This window comes from Microvenator marinus (assembly GCF_007993755.1).
Taxonomy (GTDB): Bacteria; Myxococcota_A; Bradymonadia; order Bradymonadales; family Bradymonadaceae; genus Allomicrovenator; species Allomicrovenator marinus.
Genome location: NZ_CP042467.1, coordinates 966,225 through 983,225 on the forward strand (window position 1 = coordinate 966,225; position 17,001 = coordinate 983,225).

At 55.0% G+C, this 17,001-nt stretch carries 16 protein-coding genes and 1 pseudogene; 11 read left to right on the plus strand and 6 right to left on the minus strand.

The annotated features are described in order from the left end of the window. The first annotated feature begins 62 nt into the window (after positions 1 to 62). A complete protein-coding gene (locus tag FRD01_RS04125; protein WP_146957889.1) occupies positions 63 to 509 on the plus strand; it encodes a hypothetical protein in 447 nt (148 codons plus the stop codon). On the opposite strand, the gene FRD01_RS04130 is transcribed toward FRD01_RS04125, so the two are convergent. The 3 genes from FRD01_RS04130 to metG are packed head-to-tail and all read right to left on the minus strand — an operon-like array spanning position 482 to position 4,249. Continuing rightward, positions 482 to 1,273 (minus strand): TatD family hydrolase, encoded by a 792-nt coding sequence (locus tag FRD01_RS04130; protein WP_249755992.1) that lies wholly within the window; start codon positions 1,271 to 1,273, stop codon positions 482 to 484. The two genes, FRD01_RS04125 and FRD01_RS04130, sit on opposite strands and share 28 nt — an antisense overlap. Further along, positions 1,263 to 2,327 (minus strand): HEAT repeat domain-containing protein, encoded by a 1,065-nt coding sequence (locus tag FRD01_RS04135; RefSeq protein WP_146957893.1) that lies wholly within the window; start codon positions 2,325 to 2,327, stop codon positions 1,263 to 1,265. The genes FRD01_RS04130 and FRD01_RS04135 overlap by 11 nt, the downstream gene beginning before the upstream one ends. Beyond that, positions 2,327 to 4,249 carry a methionine--tRNA ligase gene (gene metG, locus FRD01_RS04140; RefSeq protein ID WP_146957894.1) on the minus strand — a complete coding sequence of 641 codons (1,923 nt, stop codon included), beginning with the start codon at positions 4,247 to 4,249 and terminating at the stop codon, positions 2,327 to 2,329. The genes FRD01_RS04135 and metG overlap by 1 nt, the downstream gene beginning before the upstream one ends. A 151-nt stretch (positions 4,250 to 4,400) precedes the next feature. Between metG and FRD01_RS04145 the strand changes: the two genes are divergently transcribed. The 9 genes and pseudogenes from FRD01_RS04145 (at position 4,401) to FRD01_RS04185 (ending at position 12,393) form a co-directional block, all read left to right on the plus strand. Then, the gene (locus tag FRD01_RS04145; protein ID WP_146957896.1) at positions 4,401 to 7,211 is read left to right on the plus strand and encodes a monovalent cation/H+ antiporter subunit A; all 2,811 of its coding nucleotides are present in this window, start codon (positions 4,401 to 4,403) and stop codon (positions 7,209 to 7,211) included. Then, a complete protein-coding gene (locus FRD01_RS04150) occupies positions 7,211 to 7,549 on the plus strand; it encodes a Na+/H+ antiporter subunit C (RefSeq protein WP_146963840.1) in 339 nt (112 codons plus the stop codon). The genes FRD01_RS04145 and FRD01_RS04150 overlap by 1 nt, the downstream gene beginning before the upstream one ends. Then, on the plus strand, positions 7,546 to 9,057 hold the full coding sequence (locus FRD01_RS04155; RefSeq protein ID WP_146957898.1) for a monovalent cation/H+ antiporter subunit D: 1,512 nt from the start codon (positions 7,546 to 7,548) through the stop codon (positions 9,055 to 9,057). Before FRD01_RS04150 ends, FRD01_RS04155 begins: the two co-directional genes overlap by 4 nt. Further along, positions 9,054 to 9,539 carry a Na+/H+ antiporter subunit E gene (locus FRD01_RS04160; RefSeq protein ID WP_146957900.1) on the plus strand — a complete coding sequence of 162 codons (486 nt, stop codon included), beginning with the start codon at positions 9,054 to 9,056 and terminating at the stop codon, positions 9,537 to 9,539. The genes FRD01_RS04155 and FRD01_RS04160 overlap by 4 nt, the downstream gene beginning before the upstream one ends. Then, complete coding sequence (locus tag FRD01_RS04165; protein WP_146963842.1) at positions 9,539 to 9,808, plus strand: K+/H+ antiporter subunit F; 270 nt, start codon at positions 9,539 to 9,541, stop codon at positions 9,806 to 9,808. Before FRD01_RS04160 ends, FRD01_RS04165 begins: the two co-directional genes overlap by 1 nt. A 3-nt stretch (positions 9,809 to 9,811) precedes the next feature. After that, a pseudogene (locus tag FRD01_RS24965) lies at positions 9,812 to 10,108 on the plus strand (Na+/H+ antiporter subunit G); the annotation flags it as partial. 233 nt (positions 10,109 to 10,341) lie between these two features. Continuing rightward, positions 10,342 to 11,319, plus strand: a complete 978-nt coding sequence (locus FRD01_RS04175; protein ID WP_146957904.1) for a fumarylacetoacetate hydrolase family protein — start codon at positions 10,342 to 10,344, stop codon at positions 11,317 to 11,319. Beyond that, entirely contained in the window at positions 11,316 to 11,963 is a 648-nt protein-coding gene (gene maiA, locus FRD01_RS04180; RefSeq protein ID WP_146957906.1) for a maleylacetoacetate isomerase, read from the plus strand. Before FRD01_RS04175 ends, maiA begins: the two co-directional genes overlap by 4 nt. Then, positions 11,950 to 12,393, plus strand: coding sequence for a GNAT family N-acetyltransferase (locus FRD01_RS04185; protein ID WP_146957908.1), 444 nt, complete (start codon positions 11,950 to 11,952; stop codon positions 12,391 to 12,393). The genes maiA and FRD01_RS04185 overlap by 14 nt, the downstream gene beginning before the upstream one ends. Here the strand turns inward: FRD01_RS04185 and FRD01_RS04190 are convergent. Genes FRD01_RS04190 through FRD01_RS04200 form a run of 3 tightly spaced genes read right to left on the minus strand, consistent with a single transcriptional unit; the run spans position 12,390 to position 16,646 of the window. Beyond that, the gene (locus FRD01_RS04190; RefSeq protein ID WP_146957910.1) at positions 12,390 to 14,213 is read right to left on the minus strand and encodes a M48 family metallopeptidase; all 1,824 of its coding nucleotides are present in this window, start codon (positions 14,211 to 14,213) and stop codon (positions 12,390 to 12,392) included. The two genes, FRD01_RS04185 and FRD01_RS04190, sit on opposite strands and share 4 nt — an antisense overlap. Before the next feature lie 2 nt (positions 14,214 to 14,215). Then, positions 14,216 to 15,430 carry a hypothetical protein gene (locus tag FRD01_RS04195; protein ID WP_146957912.1) on the minus strand — a complete coding sequence of 405 codons (1,215 nt, stop codon included), beginning with the start codon at positions 15,428 to 15,430 and terminating at the stop codon, positions 14,216 to 14,218. Positions 15,431 to 15,434: 4 nt separating this feature from the next. Continuing rightward, positions 15,435 to 16,646 (minus strand): alpha/beta hydrolase family protein, encoded by a 1,212-nt coding sequence (locus FRD01_RS04200; RefSeq protein ID WP_146957914.1) that lies wholly within the window; start codon positions 16,644 to 16,646, stop codon positions 15,435 to 15,437. Between FRD01_RS04200 and FRD01_RS04205 the strand changes: the two genes are divergently transcribed. Continuing rightward, entirely contained in the window at positions 16,645 to 17,001 is a 357-nt protein-coding gene (locus FRD01_RS04205; RefSeq protein ID WP_146957916.1) for a DUF3775 domain-containing protein, read from the plus strand. The genes FRD01_RS04200 and FRD01_RS04205 overlap by 2 nt on opposite strands.

Consider the following 17,001-nt stretch of genomic DNA (forward strand, 5'->3'; position numbering starts at 1 on the left):
CAAGACGTGAGCGGGCATGATAATCCTAATTCTAGTGCGATTCTGCGGGCCGAGGATAACGGATGTCTGACGAAAATACGACTCACTTTCAGTTTAGTCTGGCGACCATACAACTTGAACTCTCCGGCGAGCGAGAGTTTGTGGAAAGGATGTATCGTACGATCATGCGCGACATTGAGGAAGCCCGCTCCGCGGAGCCTTCGGCAATCGCCCTTAAGAATGAAACTCCGCAAGAAAAGCGGACGAGAACCGTTCCCATCGACCGGCAAGTCGTTTGGGTCCACCGATGCTCAGAGATGATGCACAAGATCTACATGTCATCACCCGAAGAACTCTCTCGCGCCCATCTCCTGAGAACCATCGACCCCACGCGCCTCTCCGTGGTCTACGCGGCTGACGAATGTATCGACATGATCCTTCCTAAAGTGGAACAAGGCCACACTCTCTGGTCCGAACTCACAGAGAAAGGAAAGGCTAAGATTCAGGGCGCCACTGGCGAAAACCCGTAAATCTCCTTCGCATTTTTTGTGGTCTCTGCCGCAAAATCTTCCAACGACAAGCCTCGCGCCTCGGCGATCGCCGCCGCGGTGTGGCGCACATACGCCGGCTGGTTGGTCTTTCCTCTAAACGGAACCGGGGCGAGATACGGCGAGTCGGTCTCGACGAGGACGCGGTTCAGGGGCACGACTTCGGCCGCGATCTCCAAGAGCTCACGCCCGTTCTTGAAGGTCACTATCCCCGAAAATGAAAGATGGAAGTCAAACTCGGTTACAAGCGCCTCGGCCATGGCACGAGAGCCCGTAAAACAATGCAAAATGCCGGTATTTACGCCGGTGTCGCGAAGTGCCTGCAAGGTATCTTCTTCGGCATCACGGCTGTGAATAATGATGGGTTTAGACACTTCCTTTGAAAGTTGAAGAAACTCTCGAAACGCCCAGTTCTGTTTGTCGCGGTCGGCCTTGTCGTAATAGTAGTCCAAACCGGACTCGCCGATCCCCACGACTTCGGGCAGACTCGCGAACTCGTTTCGTATCAAGTCCACCACTTCAGGCGTCACCATATCCGCATCGTGCGGGTGGATGCCGGCAGAGCATCGAATCATCTCCGGGTACTTCCGGGCGAACTCCAACGCGCGATAATTGCTATCGATGCCTCGACTTGCACCGATACAAACCACGTGCTCCACACCGGCCTCTAGCATCGTGGCTCGGACATTCTCAAAATCATCGGCCAGGGCCGGAAAATCCAAATGTGCGTGGGTATCAAAGAGCATGAGTTCGACCTCTAAGCAGTTGGTGTGCAAGCTCGCGGGTTTCTGTATCAGCAGACTCCCGAGCTCGCGTCTCGATGACGCGCCATGCGGCCTCATCGTCATAGTGAGAAAGCGAAATCAACGCCGTTTCACTATGATAAGTGTCTGAAACGGCCTCTCGCTCAACAAATTCCCGAAACTCCGTAACCTTAAGCTCGCCCGCTCGCGCAATGGCCCAGCCTCGGGCATCCTTTCTGCGCCCCTGCAGGTGCTTTTGCCAGAGGCGAGAGCCCTCCTCATCTCCAAGCTGAAAGAGAGCGATCGCCGCGTCCACCCTGATGATCGGATGCAAGAGCCAACCTTTTGCAATCTTGCGCAATGGCTCGACTGCCTTTGACGCACCCAGGTAAACAAGCCCTTGAATCGCCGCCCTGCTCGTCGCCTCGTCTTTGAGGTGCCCTACCAAATCTTGCGAGACGCTTTCACTGAGCTCGGGAGGTAGCTTCACGTGGTGCTGACCACGAAGGCGCGCTAGAGAGAATGAAAGCTGAAATCGGTCCACACCTTTGAGCCCTTCCCTCACTTTCACGAGTTGCTCAAGCCACGGCCACCCCTTCTCACTGATCATCTGCGCACAGACCACCAGAATGGCGGGATCGCTCTCATCGGACACCAGGCGACTCACGATCTCCTGTACATTCGCCGGGTCAAAGCGATGCAATGAGACCAATGCGTGATACCTCACGTCGGCCGACGCGTCGTGCGTGGCGGCCTCGAGCGCCTGAACCCCAAGTCTGCTCACGCCATCGGAATTTAGGGCGATGCACGCCGCGGTTCGCTCTTCCTCTTCGCCGCTTTCCAGGCGCTCCACCACGCGTTCTTCGATCGACGGGGCCATAAATTCGCCCAAGAGGGACGCGGCCGCATGACGCACCGGTGGGTAAGGATCACTAAAAGCGTCCAAGAGCAGCGTGGTCGATTGTGCAGAGTCCAGGCTTCGCCCAAGACGTACCAGCTCTCGGCGACGAGCTTCAGAGTTTCCTATTGGCTCTATAGCTTCGCGATAGATGCTCATCAGGAGATTCGGGTACCGGCTTTTACGTTTGCCGAGTAACGCGCAAGCTCAAGACCACCGTCTTCGGTTTCTACGGCCAGAAGCATTCCCTGGCTAAGGGTCCCAAACACTTTGCGCGGCTTGAGATTCGCGACCATCGCCACGCGCTGGTCTACGAGGTCTTCTGGCGCGTAACTCTTGGCGATCCCAGCGACGACGGTCCGAGGCGATTCTTCGCCAGCATCCACGCTTAGCTTCAGGAGTTTATCGGCCCCTTCCACCTTTTCAGCGCTAAGGATGTGACCCACCTTCAGCTCTACAGCCATGAAATGGTCAAATGTGATGATGCCCTCTTCGGCCGCCTTCGGCCCTTCTTTCTTAGCTTCTATTTTCGGCTCTTCTTTGACTTCTTCTTTCACGGGCAACTCCATCTTTGCGAAGAGAACATCGATATTTGTGAGTGACTCACCGCTCTTAAGACCGCCCCATTTGAGGCTTTCGAACGCTTTGCTCTCAACACCCAATCCGGCCAAGATCAGCTCCGAAGTCTTGGGCAGAAATGCGCAGAGCATCACGGCGAGCCATCGCACGCCCTCAAGCAACGTGTACATCACGCTCTCCAGGGCCTGAGTCTCACCGCGCTTATTCAACGCCCAAGGCTGAGTCACGGCGATGAACTGGTTCAGATCACTCGAAAACTCCATCAATCGCTCAAGTGCGCGATGCGGCTCACGCTCGTCCATCAAATGGCTCATATCCTCAAGTGTCACTTGAGCCTTCTCAGCCACGAGCGAAATCTCACGGCCCAAATCACCATCGAGCTCATGGAACGCCGGCACGTTGCCCTCACAGAACTTCTGCGTCATCGCCTGTGAACGGTTCACGAGGTTTCCAAGATTGTCCGCAAGCTCTGAGTTATTGCGGCCGATCACACGTTCGTGAACGAAGTTTCCATCAGAACCAAACGCCATCTCTCTCATCAAGTAATAGCGCAGAAGGTCCAGCGGGTAAGTGTCGGCTAGCTCAAAAGCATCGATGAAATTCCCCATGCTCTTGCTCATCTTCTTGCCGTCGTTCATCCACCAACCGTGCGCAAACACTTGATGCGGAAGCTCGACCCCGGCACTCATCAAGAACGCCGGCCAATAAACAGCGTGAAAACGCAGGATATCCTTGCCGATCAAATGCACATCACAAGGCCAGAAACGCTCGAAGAGCGCCTGATCGTGGAACGCCCCCACGCCCGTGATGTAGTTCGTCAACGCATCGACCCAGACATAGAGCACGTGCTCGGGATCGTCAGGCCATTCGATACCCCAATCAAAGGTCGTGCGGCTGATCGAGAGGTCTCGAAGCCCTGAAGCCACAAACGAAGCCACTTCGTTTCGCCGCGCATCGGGCTGCACACTATGTGGATTGGTGTTGTACCACTCCAAGAGAGGCTCTTGGTACTTGCTAAGCCGGAAGAAATAGCTCTTCTCCTCAACCCATTCCACCTTGGCGCCCGAAGACTTCACATGACCGTCTTCAATCTCTGATTCGTCAAAAAACGCCTCGTCGGAGGCCGCGTACCAACCCGAATACGAGTCGAGATAGACATCACCATTCGCCTTCATCCGATTGACGACTTCGGTCACCACTTTGGTGTGATCCGCATCCGTCGTGCGAATAAACCGGTCGTAGGTGAGCTCGAGTTTTTCAAAAAGCCGCTTGAAACTCGCCGAGTTCTTGTCCGCGAGTTCTTTGGGCGAAATCCCCAATTCCTCTGCCGCACGCTGAACCTTGAGACCATGCTCATCGGTGCCGGTCAGAAAGAAAACGTCTGCACCTCGCTGCCGATAGTGACGCGCCATCGCATCCGCCAAAATCGTGGTGTAGGCGTGACCGATATGGGGCTCACCGTTGACGTAATAAATCGGGGTCGTGATGTAGAATTTTGACATTTCAGAACACTCTTGAAGCGGAAAACACGCGCCTCATTACAACGATTTCGCATCCAATGCCACATCCGGCACGGTTTTCTCCGGTTCTACTTTTCGAGGTTGCGTATCTTGGTGTATGCAATCCGTCGACTCATTGCCACGGTAAGCGCAGATGTCCATATTGCTCATCGTCCTGCTACCCTTTCTGGGAATTTTGCCCGCCTGGTTGCTCGCCTCAAAGAGCCGCCAAGCCTCCATGATAGGCGCTCTGATCCCTCCCCTTGCGGGTCTGGGGGTACTCGCCACATTGGTTCCGCAAGTCATGGCGGGCGAGGTCCTCGTTCAGAGTTGGCCGTGGATTGAATCGCTTGGGTTGAACATCGCGTTTCGACTCGATGGGCTAGGAATGCTCTTCTCCCTGCTTGTTTTGGGGATCGGGGCGCTCGTTGTTGTCTACGGATACTATTACCTCGGCAAGAACGACCCCATCGGTCCGTTTTACGCCATGCTCATGACCTTCATGGGCGCCATGATGGGCGTGGTCTTGAGTGAAAACCTCATCCTTCTGGTGATGTTTTGGGAACTCACGAGTATCAGCTCGTTCCTGCTAATCGGCTACTGGAAGCACCTACCTGCCGCGCGCCAAGGAGCGCGACTCGCCCTCGCTATCACTGGTGGCGGTGGCCTCCTGATGCTCGGTGGCGTGATCCTCCTGGGAATGATTGTCGGCAGCTACGACTTGAGCGTGGTTTTGGCCTCCAACGAGAAGATCCTGAACCACTCGCTCTATCCAATCATGCTGGTTCTGGTGCTGATGGGCGCCTTCACCAAATCCGCCCAATTCCCTTTCCACTTCTGGCTTCCAAACGCCATGACGGCGCCTACGCCTGTCAGCGCCTACCTTCACTCGGCTACCATGGTTAAGGCCGGAGTCTTCTTGCTGGCGCGTCTGCATCCGGCCCTCTCAGGAAGCGAACTCTGGTTTATTCTGGTCACTGGCGCAGGCCTCACAACCATGGTCTTCTCGGCCTACGTGGCTCTCTTTAAGCACGACCTCAAAGGCCTGCTCGCGTACTCCACCATTTCGCATCTCGGCCTTATCACAGCCCTCTTCGGGTTCAGCACCAAATTGGCCACGGTGGCGGCGGTCTTCCACATATTCAACCATGCAGCCTTCAAAGCTTCCTTGTTCATGACGGCTGGAATCATCGATCACGAGGCTGGCACAAGAGATGCGCGAATCCTAAGCGGCCTTCGACACTCGATGCCATTTACGTTTGGGCTAGCACTCTTGGGTGCAGCAGCCATGGGCGGGGCGCCTTTCTTCAACGGATTCCTCTCCAAAGAGATGTTCTTCGAAGAAGCTTTCCGGCTTATGGAACACCCCTTTATGACCGGGGTGGTGTGGAGTTGGGCAATTCCCGCTGCTGTGGTGGTTGGAGGCCTCTGCAGCGTGGCCTATTCCATCCGATTCGTTCACGATGTCTTCTTCGGTCCTGAAGCGCATGACCTTCCAGGCCACCCCCACGATCCCCCAATCGGTATGCGCGCACCGGTAGCAATCCTTGTTGGCATCTGCGTTGTAGTTGGCGTCTACCCGCCATTGATTCAGAAGTTTATCAGCGTCTGCGCCGCCCCCGTTGTGGGCTCGGCGCTACCCGATTATTACCTCTGGTGGTGGCACGGCTTCACGCCTGCGCTCTACATGACCATGGTGGCCGTTGCCGCTGGTATCGGGTTCTATATGGTCTGGAAGAAGGTGCACCAGTTCCACCTCGACCAAAACATCCCAGAGATTTCAGGCAAGGCTCTCTTCGAGAAATTCATGGATTCGTCTGTGCTCGCAGCGCGAGGGCTGACGCAGGAGCTCGATAACGGCTCACTTCAGCGTTACATGGCCTTCAGCTTCATGGCTGCCATTGTGGCCGGTAGCCTTGGGTTTATCCAGTTTGGCGTCTTCGAGGGCGACAAAGCACCGACGCCGGCCCCCCTAGCTGCGATTATCCCATGGTTCCTCTTGGTCGCGGCTTCGCTGATGACCATTTACTACCAACGAAAACGACTCACTGCCCTGGTCTTCATCAGTGTTGTTGGACTCATCGTGAGCCTCTCGTTCATCTACCTCTCGGCACCAGACCTCGGGTTAACCCAGATCTCGGTGGAGGTGGTGACCATTCTTCTTATGCTCCTGACCCTCTATGTCTTGCCGCAACGAACTCCCAACGAGTCTTCGCCCGAGAGGCGGACACGAGACGCCATCATCGCAATACTCGGAGGCGGCGGCATCGCCTTCTTGGCCTACAGCGTGTTCACGCGCAATTTTGAGAGCATAGCCGGATATTATCTGGAAAAGTCGGTTCCTGAAGGCGGTGGTACCAACGTCGTCAACGTCACCCTCGTCGACTTCCGTGGCTTCGATACGATGGGCGAGATCTCGGTGCTTGCGATTGCAGCTGTGGGCATTCTGATCATGTTGACCGGACGCCGTCCAGACACTCCAGACTACGCAAAACCAAGAGAAGAGCAGGCGTTCCCTGCCATGCTCACTGCTACGACTCGCCCATTGATGGCCTTGATCCTGCTGGTCGCGATCTACATCTTCATGCGCGGCCACAATCTCCCCGGTGGTGGCTTCATCGCTGGCCTGGTGGCTTCGGTTGCCCTCACGATTCAATACGTGGCGAGCGGCATCAACTGGACTAATGAACGGCTTAAAGTCGACTTCGTGAGACTTTGTGGCATCGGGGTGCTCATCGCCGTGGCCACAGGCCTTGGCTCCTGGTTCTTCGGCTACCCGTTCCTCACAAGCTCGGTTTATCACCTGCATTTGCCAGCGATCGGTGAGATTCACCTCGCTAGCGCCATCCCCTTTGATTTAGGCGTCTTCTTCGTAGTTGTGGGCTGTATGCTGACCATCATGAAACGGGTCAGCGAGTACCAACGATGTGACGAAGTGAAGAATTCGCAAACGAGGCAACCATGATGCTCTCACTTGAATTTCTGGTCGCCAGCGCGATCGGCGTACTCGTGGCCTCTGGGCTTTATTTGATGCTGCGGGGGCGCACTTTCCCGGTCATCATCGGCCTGACTCTACTGAGTTATGCGGTCAACCTCTTCCTCTTCGGAATGGGAAGGCTCGTGATCGGTGCACCACCCATTATCCAAGACGGTGTCGCGACCTACTCCGACCCGATCCCTCAGGCTCTCGTTCTAACCGCAATCGTGATTGGTTTTGGTATGACGGCCTATGCAATCACCTTGGCGGTCAAAGCCTACGTAGTGCTTGGTACGGACCAAATCGACGGTAAGGAGGGCGCATGACTGACCACTTTATGGTTTTGCCGGTGCTCATTCCTCTCATCAGCGCCATGGTGTGCCTGCTTTTTGGCACCCGTTTCCGTGACGTCAAGCGAGGCATCGGGATCGTGGCACTCCTGAGTACCATTGGAGTTGCGGGCTATATGGTGAGCCTGGCTCATACCGATCAAATTGTCACTTACGGCCTGGGCAATTGGCCGAGTCCTTTTGGAATTCTCTTCGTGCTAGACCGCTTGAGTGCCGCCATGGTCCTCCTGACGTCTATGCTGGCGCTCTTTGCCTTTGCTTACGGCATCACGAGCGTGGACGAAAAAAGCGGCTATTTCCACTTTATATTCCTGATGCAAATTGCCGGTGTGAACGGTGCGTTCCTCACAGGCGATATGTTCAACCTCTTCGTGTTCTTCGAGATCCTGCTCCTTTCGGCGTACGTGCTCGTCATTTACGGCGGCGGTCCGGCGCGGATAAGGACAGGTATTCAGTTCGTCTTGTTGAACCTCGTGGGGTCGGCACTCTTCCTAATCGGCGTGGGTATCATCTACGCCGTGACAGGCACCTTGAACATGGCCGATATGGCCGTCAAAGCTGCTCAAGTGAGCCTGGAAGACGCTGCACTTTTACGCGCTGGCGGCTACCTGCTGATTCTGGTCTTCTGCATCAAATCAGCCATGTTCCCGGTCTACTTCTGGTTGCCAAACTCCTACGCTGCAGCGTCTGCGCCTGTTGCGGCATTGTTTGCGATTGCCACCAAAGTGGGCGTCTACACGGTGTTGAGAAGCACCACGCTCGTCTTCGGGAATGACCGCGGACTCGCCTCCAACCTCATGGACGACTACCTGCAGCCAGTGGCACTTATTACGCTCATGCTCGGTACCGCAGGCGCGCTCGGTGCCCACAAATTGCGCACCATGAATGCCTATCTGGTCATCGCCTCAGTGGGCACCATCTTGGCAGGTGTGGGCATGTACACAGCTGAAGCCATCAGCGGCAGCCTCTACTACATGATGCACTCCACGTTCATCTCGGCCGCCCTTTTCCTGGTGGCTGATATGGTACTGCAGCAGCGCGGCGAGAAGCATCTCGACTCACTCGCGCCGGGCCCAGCCGTCCGCGAGCCACTCTTGATTGGAATGCTCTTCTTCATCTGCGCCATCGCCATCGCCGGCCTACCTCCGGTGTCTGGATTCATCGGCAAGGTGATGTTGCTCAAGGCTTCGGTCTCAACGCCAACCACGTTCGAATTCTGGGCCATCGTACTCACCACGAGTTTCTTCACCCTCATCGGACTGAGCCGTGCTGGAACCATGCTCTTCTGGAAGACGGACGCCCCACTCGACCGCAACTACACCACCGTGAAATTCAAGGCCCTGCCCGTGATCGGCCTCTTGCTCTGCATCTTGACGCTCACCATCTACGGCGGGCCAATTTCTGAGTACTTCGATGCCGCCGGCCAACAGATCATGAATCCAAATCAGTACATCAATGCCGTGCTCGGGGAGGTGAAACAATGAACAAGCTCTTCCCTCAGCCCGTACTATCGCTGACGCTGCTCATCATATGGCTTCTGGTCCAGATGTCGTTCTCGATTGGAAACATCATCATGGGAGCCATCCTCGGCTTTGTGGTGCCTCTCTTGACCGCAAAGTTCTGGCCCGACTCCCCGGCAATTAAGAGCTACCCGAAACTCTTTAAGTATATTTTGGTCTTTCTTTACGACGTGCTCGTCGCCAATATTCAAGTTGCAGCATGGATTTTGGGGCCGCAGGACAAGCTTCGTCCGAGATGGCTCTACATGCCGCTCGAGGTCCAGGATCCCTTCTCAATCACGCTGCTCGCCGCGACCATCTCCCTGACACCAGGAACCGTCTCAGCGCATATCAGCGCCGATAGAAAGCTCCTCGTGATTCATTGCCTCAACTCGCCAGACGATGAGGCCACGGTGCAAGGGATGAAGGAGCGCTATGAAAAACCAATTCTGGAGATTTTCGGATGATACTGACCTATGCCCTCAGCTTCGCGATGGTCGCCGTTATCATCGCCTTGCTCATGAATCTCTATCGAATGTTCGTAGGCCCCCGAACGCTTGACCGAGTGGTGGCCCTCGACACCATGTACATCAACGCCATTGCGCTGATCGTCATGCTCGGAATCTATCTCGACTCCGTGCTCTATTTCGAAGCCGCACTGCTCATCGCCATGATGGGATTTGTTGGAACTGTAGCGCTTGGGAAGTACTTCCTGCGCGGGGACATCATCGAGTAAACCATGAATCAAATCATAGAAATCGTTGTCGCCGTGTTCCTTGTGGTCGGAGCTGTCTTTGCCCTGATCGGGTCTTTTGGCCTGGTCAAACTAAAAGACTTCTACATGCGCCTTCACGGACCAACCAAAGCCACAACGCTTGGCCTTGGAGGTATTTTAACGGCTTCAGCGGTCTACTTCACCGCGACCACGCCCGCAATCAGCCTTCACGAAGTCCTGATCACTACATTCCTTTTCATCACTGCACCGGTCAGTGCTCATATCTTGGCCAAGACCGCGATGCACAAACACTTTGAGTTCGAAGGTGGCCAAACAGACCCGCTGCTTCACCCCATGAATCTCCAGGTGGCAAATGTGGCCATGCCTGTTGACGATTCCGATGAGATTGTGGCTGTTACTGGAGACTTTGACTCTTTGGACGCCAACGATTTGGACGACGAAAAGCGCAAGGATTCAGAAGAGGAATAGTCCTGCGGTTGACAGCCGTGCACCTTGCTCGCTACCACTGTGGCGACGCTAAAGAAGGAGCACACGTGAAACTTGCGACCCTAAACGACAACACCAGAGACGGACGACTTATCCTCGTGAGCCGAGACGGCTCAAGGTACGTCGAAGTAGCCGATATCGCCCCAACCATGCAGGACGCTCTCGACCGATGGAACGAGGTAGAAGGCGCCCTCAAAGCTCGTTCGGCCGAGCTTGAGTCTTCAAGCATTCCGTCGCATCCGGTCGAGATTTCCAAACTCCACTCGCCTCTTCCAAGAGCGTACGAATGGATCGACGGGTCTGCGTACATCAACCATATCGTTCTGGTCCGAAAGGCACGCGGTGCCGAGCCGCCAGAGACCCTCGAGACTGATCCCCTGATCTATCAAGGAGGCTCCGGCACGTTCCTCGCGCCTACTCAAGATATCCCGCTCGTGGACTTCAATTGGGGGCTCGATTTCGAGGCTGAGATCGCAGTGATTCTGGGAGATACACCTCAAGGTGTGACACCGGACAACGCGCTCGACTACGTTCGACTCATCGTTTTGGTCAACGACATTACTCTTCGAAACCTCATCCCACCTGAGCTCGCCAAAGGGTTCGGATTCTTCAATTCTAAGCCGTCTAGCGCCTTCTCGCCTTTCGCGCTCACGCCAGACGAGCTTGGAGACGCGTGGAAGAATGGACGCGTCCATCTCCCTCTCAGGACCACGTACAACGGGGAGCTCTTCGGCGATCCCGAAGCAGGCCCCGAGATGCATTTCGGATTCAAGGAGCTCATCGCTCACATCGCCAAAACCAGACCATTTACGGCAGGAACTATCCTTGGATCCGGCACCGTTTCTAATGAAGACCGCTCGAGAGGCTCGTCATGCCTTGCTGAAAAGCGCATGATCGAGAAGATCGACACCGGCGAGTTCCACACACCCTTCATGAATGCCGGAGACACCGTCGAAATCGAAATGCTCGACAAAAACGGTCATAACCTTTTCGGCACCATCTCTCAAAAAGTAGTTAAAGTATGAAACTCTACGGTTATTGGCGGAGCTCCGCGACATGGCGGCTCCGCACGATGCTCGCGTTTAAAGGGGTGGAATTCGAATACATCCCGGTTCACCTCGTCAGGGACGGCGGACATCAAAACGCCTCTTGGTACAAGGAAATGAACCCCATGGCACAGGTCCCGACCCTCGTCGTGACTCATAACGGGTCCACCTATGAGCTGGGCCAATCCATGGCCATCATGGAGTTCTTGGAAGAGAACTATCCGGTCCCTCCTTTGTTGCCAGACGATCTCGTGCAGCGCGCACGCGCTCGACAATTTGCCGAGATCATCAATTCCGGCGTGCAACCACTCCAAAATCTGGCCGTACTTCAACACCTAAAGTTTTTGGGCGAAGACTCAAACACTTGGGCCATGAAGTGGATCGAAAAGGGGCTCAGCGCCTACGAGGAGCTTGCAGCGGAGTCGAAATCCAAGTTTTCGGTAGGCGATAGCCCAACTTTCGCCGATATCTGCCTCATTCCCCAACTCTACAACGCCCGCCGATTTGACGTAGACGTTGCGGCGTTCCCGCGGCTCCTCGCGATTGAAGCTGCTTGCCAGGAGCTCGAGGCGTTCAAGGCCTCGCACCCAGATCAATGGGAAGAAGCGGATGCAAACCCCTGAATTGCGATTCGAGCTCAAACACTTTCGAGATCTGACCATCTACGAAGTCCACGACATCTTCCATCTACGCGATGTTGTCTTCGTGGTGGGCCAAAAGATTACCGCCGTAAGCGAGATCGACGGGGAAGACCCCAAATGCCACCACGCCATGCTCTGGGCGGGCCCGAGACTTGTCGGAACCGCCAGAGTTTTTGCGGATCTTGACCCCATGGTTGTAGGACGCGTCGCCGTTCACATCGAGATGCAGCGCTCCGGCCTCGGTACCACGCTAATGAAGGAAATCCAGGCGTGGCTTGGTGAGCGCCCGGCCGAACTCCACGCGCAAGCCCACCTCGAAAACTGGTATTCAAATTTGGGCTGGAAGCGTGTGGGGGACGTCTTTATGGAAGCCGACATTCCACATGTGCACATGCTTCTTAACTCACTCTAGTCTTCAGGTGAGGAACGCGTAGCCAGCCATTCCTCGGCGCTCTTATAGCGTTCGTGGTAGGCCCCAATCTCCAAAATGATTGGAACCGCAACGGTACCTTTGAAAGGGTTCTTTTGTAGGGTCGTGAAGACCTGAATCTGCGATTGATCTTCGATGAAAAGAACTTCCGTCACATCCGCAAAATGAAATGGGTCGGGTGAGAGCTGCGGGATGTAGACTGAGTCGTAGCGAAGCACAATATCGCCGTGCTTCTTGCCGAGCATCGACTTCTTCTGTTCAAAGACTTGTTCGGGGAAAAAGTGTTCGACGTGAGCGATCTCATCCTCATTTGAAGGCAGATATCGGTAGCAAAGGAAGTGGCTATGGGCCTTCTGAAACTGCTCCTCATAAGCAGCCCACTGCCTTTCCTCCATCTCAAGAACCGAATCACCTTTCAGAATGAGATGTTCCGGCGAACGACTCGCCACCTCGCCAAACTCGGACTCGCTGAACACTCCAAACTTCGCAAGTCGTTCGATCATGAGCGGGTGCGAATCGAAGGGGTGCGGGATGCTGGCTTCAGCGATCCCATCCGAAAAAAGCGGGCTGCATGCGTAGTCACGAAACCCTTCGTTGATTCGGTCAGCTAACGTCAGCTCCGCGTGTTTTTCATCTTTTGAAAAAAGGTCATCTTCGATTCTTATACGGTACTGACTGTAGGCGGCAAGTTTGAGCAAGGCGGAGCCAAAATGGTCGGCTCCCACAGCGTCAGCGGCGACCTGGTCGGCGCGAAATTCACGGTCGCGCGAGTGCTTTCCCAACGAGAGTTCCATGAGTCCCCTGAACGCGTTTAGGAGATAGAATGCCATCAGCGTGGAGAAGTCATTCAACTCTGCAAGGTACTGGTCAAAGCGACTCAGTAGGGGGCTCGTCTTCAGAGAGAAAAGCGTATCTCCGCCGCTAAAATGCGCCATTTCATGCGCGATAATCGCCTCGGCTTCCTCCACTGAGAAGTGACGCAAAAGGGACAGACTCACAAAGAGGGTTCTTCCGGTAAGTTCGCCGTCGGGTACGGTAATGGTGTGCTCAGTAACAAAGAAGTTGTCATCGATTCCGGCCATGATTTGGTTAGGCGGCTCGGTTCCCAACTCGGCACAGATCCGGTCCACCGAGGCCCAGAGCTCCGGCGCGGTCTCTCGTGTAAGCAGTTCACCAACCACAAAGAAGGGATGATGAACCCGCCGAAAGATGCCTCTAATGGCGATGCCGACCCCGGCCAGCGCCATAAAGCCTACAACGAAGATAATTTTCACGAAGAAGACGTTGAAGAAGAGCGCCGTAACCCAGTAGGAAAGCATGACTAGGACAAATCCTTGCAGGATCATCTGTGTGGCAGCCACGAATTTGAGCAGTGGTACCCCGACACGAAGGCTCTGGAGTTGCAACTCGCGTGACTTCAATGACGCAGCCCCCGCAACACCGATGAAGAGCATCGCAAAGAGCGCCATCAGAATCGCAATCCAGGCGGCGAGCTTGATGTATCCGAACTGAGCGTAATCTCCGCAAGTCTTGTCCAGATACCTTCTGAATTCCGCCATCTCTGGCTCGGTGCTGACACAAACGTCGGCAAAGGAAATTGATTCGTATTGAGCCTTCAACTCCGCCTTCTCGGCGGCGCCAACAGCCTCAGCGTCGATCCCCTTGTAGATCCCATCTCGAATCATTGAGTCGTATTTCGAATCTGCTACTTCGGCAAACACGGCTCCGCAGATGGGGATCACTAAGATCCAGAACATGGGAAGGATGAATGTCTTGAAGAATGGAAAACGTTCGGAATTCATAGTTAATTCGGCCGATAGAGGGTGATGAGGGCGCGATCCCCAGCAGCCCGAGTCGCAAACAAAAGCACGCCATGGTCGGTTATGGTGGCAGCAATCGTGCGTGAGAGTTCCGGTTCAAACGGACTCCGCGATTCCAAAGACCACATGTCCGAAGCCGGGTCGTAGCGGTGCAGCTCGCCAGTTAGCGCGGAAAGAACGAGGAAATCGCCGTCGTCCGGGTCGGTGAGGGCCCAACCACCTGTTGAACCTCCTGCCACGGTACGAATCACTTCGGGAGCGTCAGCCACGGCCCGGGTGTCGCCGTTGGATTCGCGGATATAGACAGACCGCTGGTCATCGCCACCGCCGTAGAGCAAGACGTCGTGAATCGGTGAGTACTCGCCGAATGTGTGTAGTGCAGAGTGGAACGAGCTTGTTGCATCAAGCGTCGTGGAGCCATCTTCAGGATTGATGATGAACAAACGCGGGTCATTCTCTCCGCGGCCAGCGACCACGCCTGAGCCAGGGACGAAGGTTGCGAAATCGCGCAGGTAGGCGTTGCCTAGCGCAAGGGTGTGACGCGACCAGGTCTCAGTCTCGACCTCGAAAATCCAGAGTTCCTTTTGGCGATAATAAAACAGTCGGCGAGTTTCGGGATCAAACGAGTTCCTATCGTAGCCGTGGTTTGTGTATGCCCATACGTTGCCTTCGAGATCGAGCCAATCCGGAAGCGGCCCGCGAACCCACTCATTGGTGCGCGTACAATAGATGCTAAACGCTGGGATAGTGATGTGGCCGCCACCGTAATGCATCAAACAACCAGACGTTTCGTCATAAATCGCACTATCGCCCCAGGTCAGATCATGACCGCCATTTCCGTTGTTGAAGTAGCCCTCCGCTGCCGTGGTCTCAAATTGGACCCACTCACCGAGCGCGACTCCCGCCGCAACCTCAGCGAAAGTGCTATCTCCATCCACCACGACTTGCCGTGCGTCCGCAGGAGGCAAGACCATTGAGGAGTCTGGAGCTTGGTCCGGCATATCCACACCGGTATCGGCGTCACTGGGACCTACGTCCTCCGGATCGTCCATATCCGTCAGAGCCCCTGCGTCCATCGAAGCATCGTGTTCACTCGACGCATCCATCTCTTCGGGCACGGTTTGCCCTTCATCTTCCGAACTCGAACAGGCGGCTAGCCACACAAACACAATTAAAAACAACCATCTATTCTTCATCATTGACCTACTGCTTTCTCTGAAAGCTAACGATTGGGTATTCGGCTTGGCCGTCCAAGACCCGTGCGATCACGGGGTCCTGAGAGCCGAGTACGTGTCGAATTCCAAATGCGAGAGTAAACGAATTGATGACGGGGTCCACCACTTCGTTTGGTGCCGTGGGACAATTTCCAAGTGCGAATGCCTGATGGCAAGCACCTTCAATATCAATCCATGTGAAGTCCACGCCTGAAACACGTTCCCATTGTTCGGCTTGTCCAATCTGGTCTTCGCTTCCGGTGACGGCCAGAACTGGCACATCCACGCCTGAGAAGTCGTTTCCATACCAGTCTTCGGACACAAGTCCGGCCATAGGAACTGAGGCGACAATTCGCGCGTCTCGGTGCCCTGCTTCAAACGAGCTCGCATAGTCGGCAGTACACGGGTGGTCAGGGTTTCCCGCCATTTCACATCTCTCAGCCACGTAGTCCGTGTTCCATACTTTGCCAATTAAAGACCACGTGGTTAGCGCACCGTATGAGTGGCCACTCAGGAGAACTGCGTCCAACTTGAGTTTGCCTGCCAATGGATGCTGCGAGAGAGACTCAGCAAAATCGAGGCTCGCACTAATGTCTTTGGCCCGCCAATCGTAGAGAGGAATTGGACGCGGTTGTATGTTGGAGATGAGTAAATTGCCTGTATGATCGGGCGCAATGACCACCCAACCGTGCGACACAAAATGACGAAAGAGGCGAGCAGATGTACCCCCGAATCCCTGGTCGCCATGGGAATGCACGTGCACGGGCAACCGCCCCCGAGTGTGGGCGAGTGGTGCGTCCACAAAACTCAAAGGGTCCCGCACCGCACCCATGTAGCGGGCAACTTCATCACTGGGCTCGCTTGCTGGGTACCACACATTGATGACTATTTCTCGCGACTCACCCGGTACGACTTCGTACTCGTATTCAAAGGTATGGAAACCTACCTCGTAAGGGCCTGGACCTTGGAGATCTTCGAGCGTGAGTTCATCGGGGCTCATGTCTAAGGCGGAATCTGTGTCCCCCATGTCATCGGGCCCGGCCATATCGCCAATATCTGACAAATCCTCCGTGACTGGATCTGACTCTGAACAACCCTGGAGTGGCGCAGCGAGCGCCAAAACCCCTGCAATCAAGGAAGCTGTTGCCCAGCCTGTATTTTTGTGTCTATAAGGGCGCCGTATCAAATCAAGAGGTAACATGCTTCACATCTCCACCGCTAAAGTTCGTTCGGTGATCCAACTTCTTCGAAAAATCGAGGCAGTTCGTCCAGATATCCGTCACGAGAGCACACCTTACGAGGATTTGGAAGATCTTCTGCGTGAGCTCGACCCAGATGAAAAAGTTGATTTGGTTGCACTAATGCTCCTTGGCCGCGGCGACTTCACCGACGACGAGTGGGACGACTGCTGGCATCACGCCGAGGACGAAGAAGCTGACGCTGACCTCGCCGAATACCTCACCGAAACACCCAATGCCGCCCACATTGACGAAGGCTTGGCACTTGTAGGTGAGATGGAAGAAGAAGAAGAGGAAGAAGAAGACGACGACTACTAG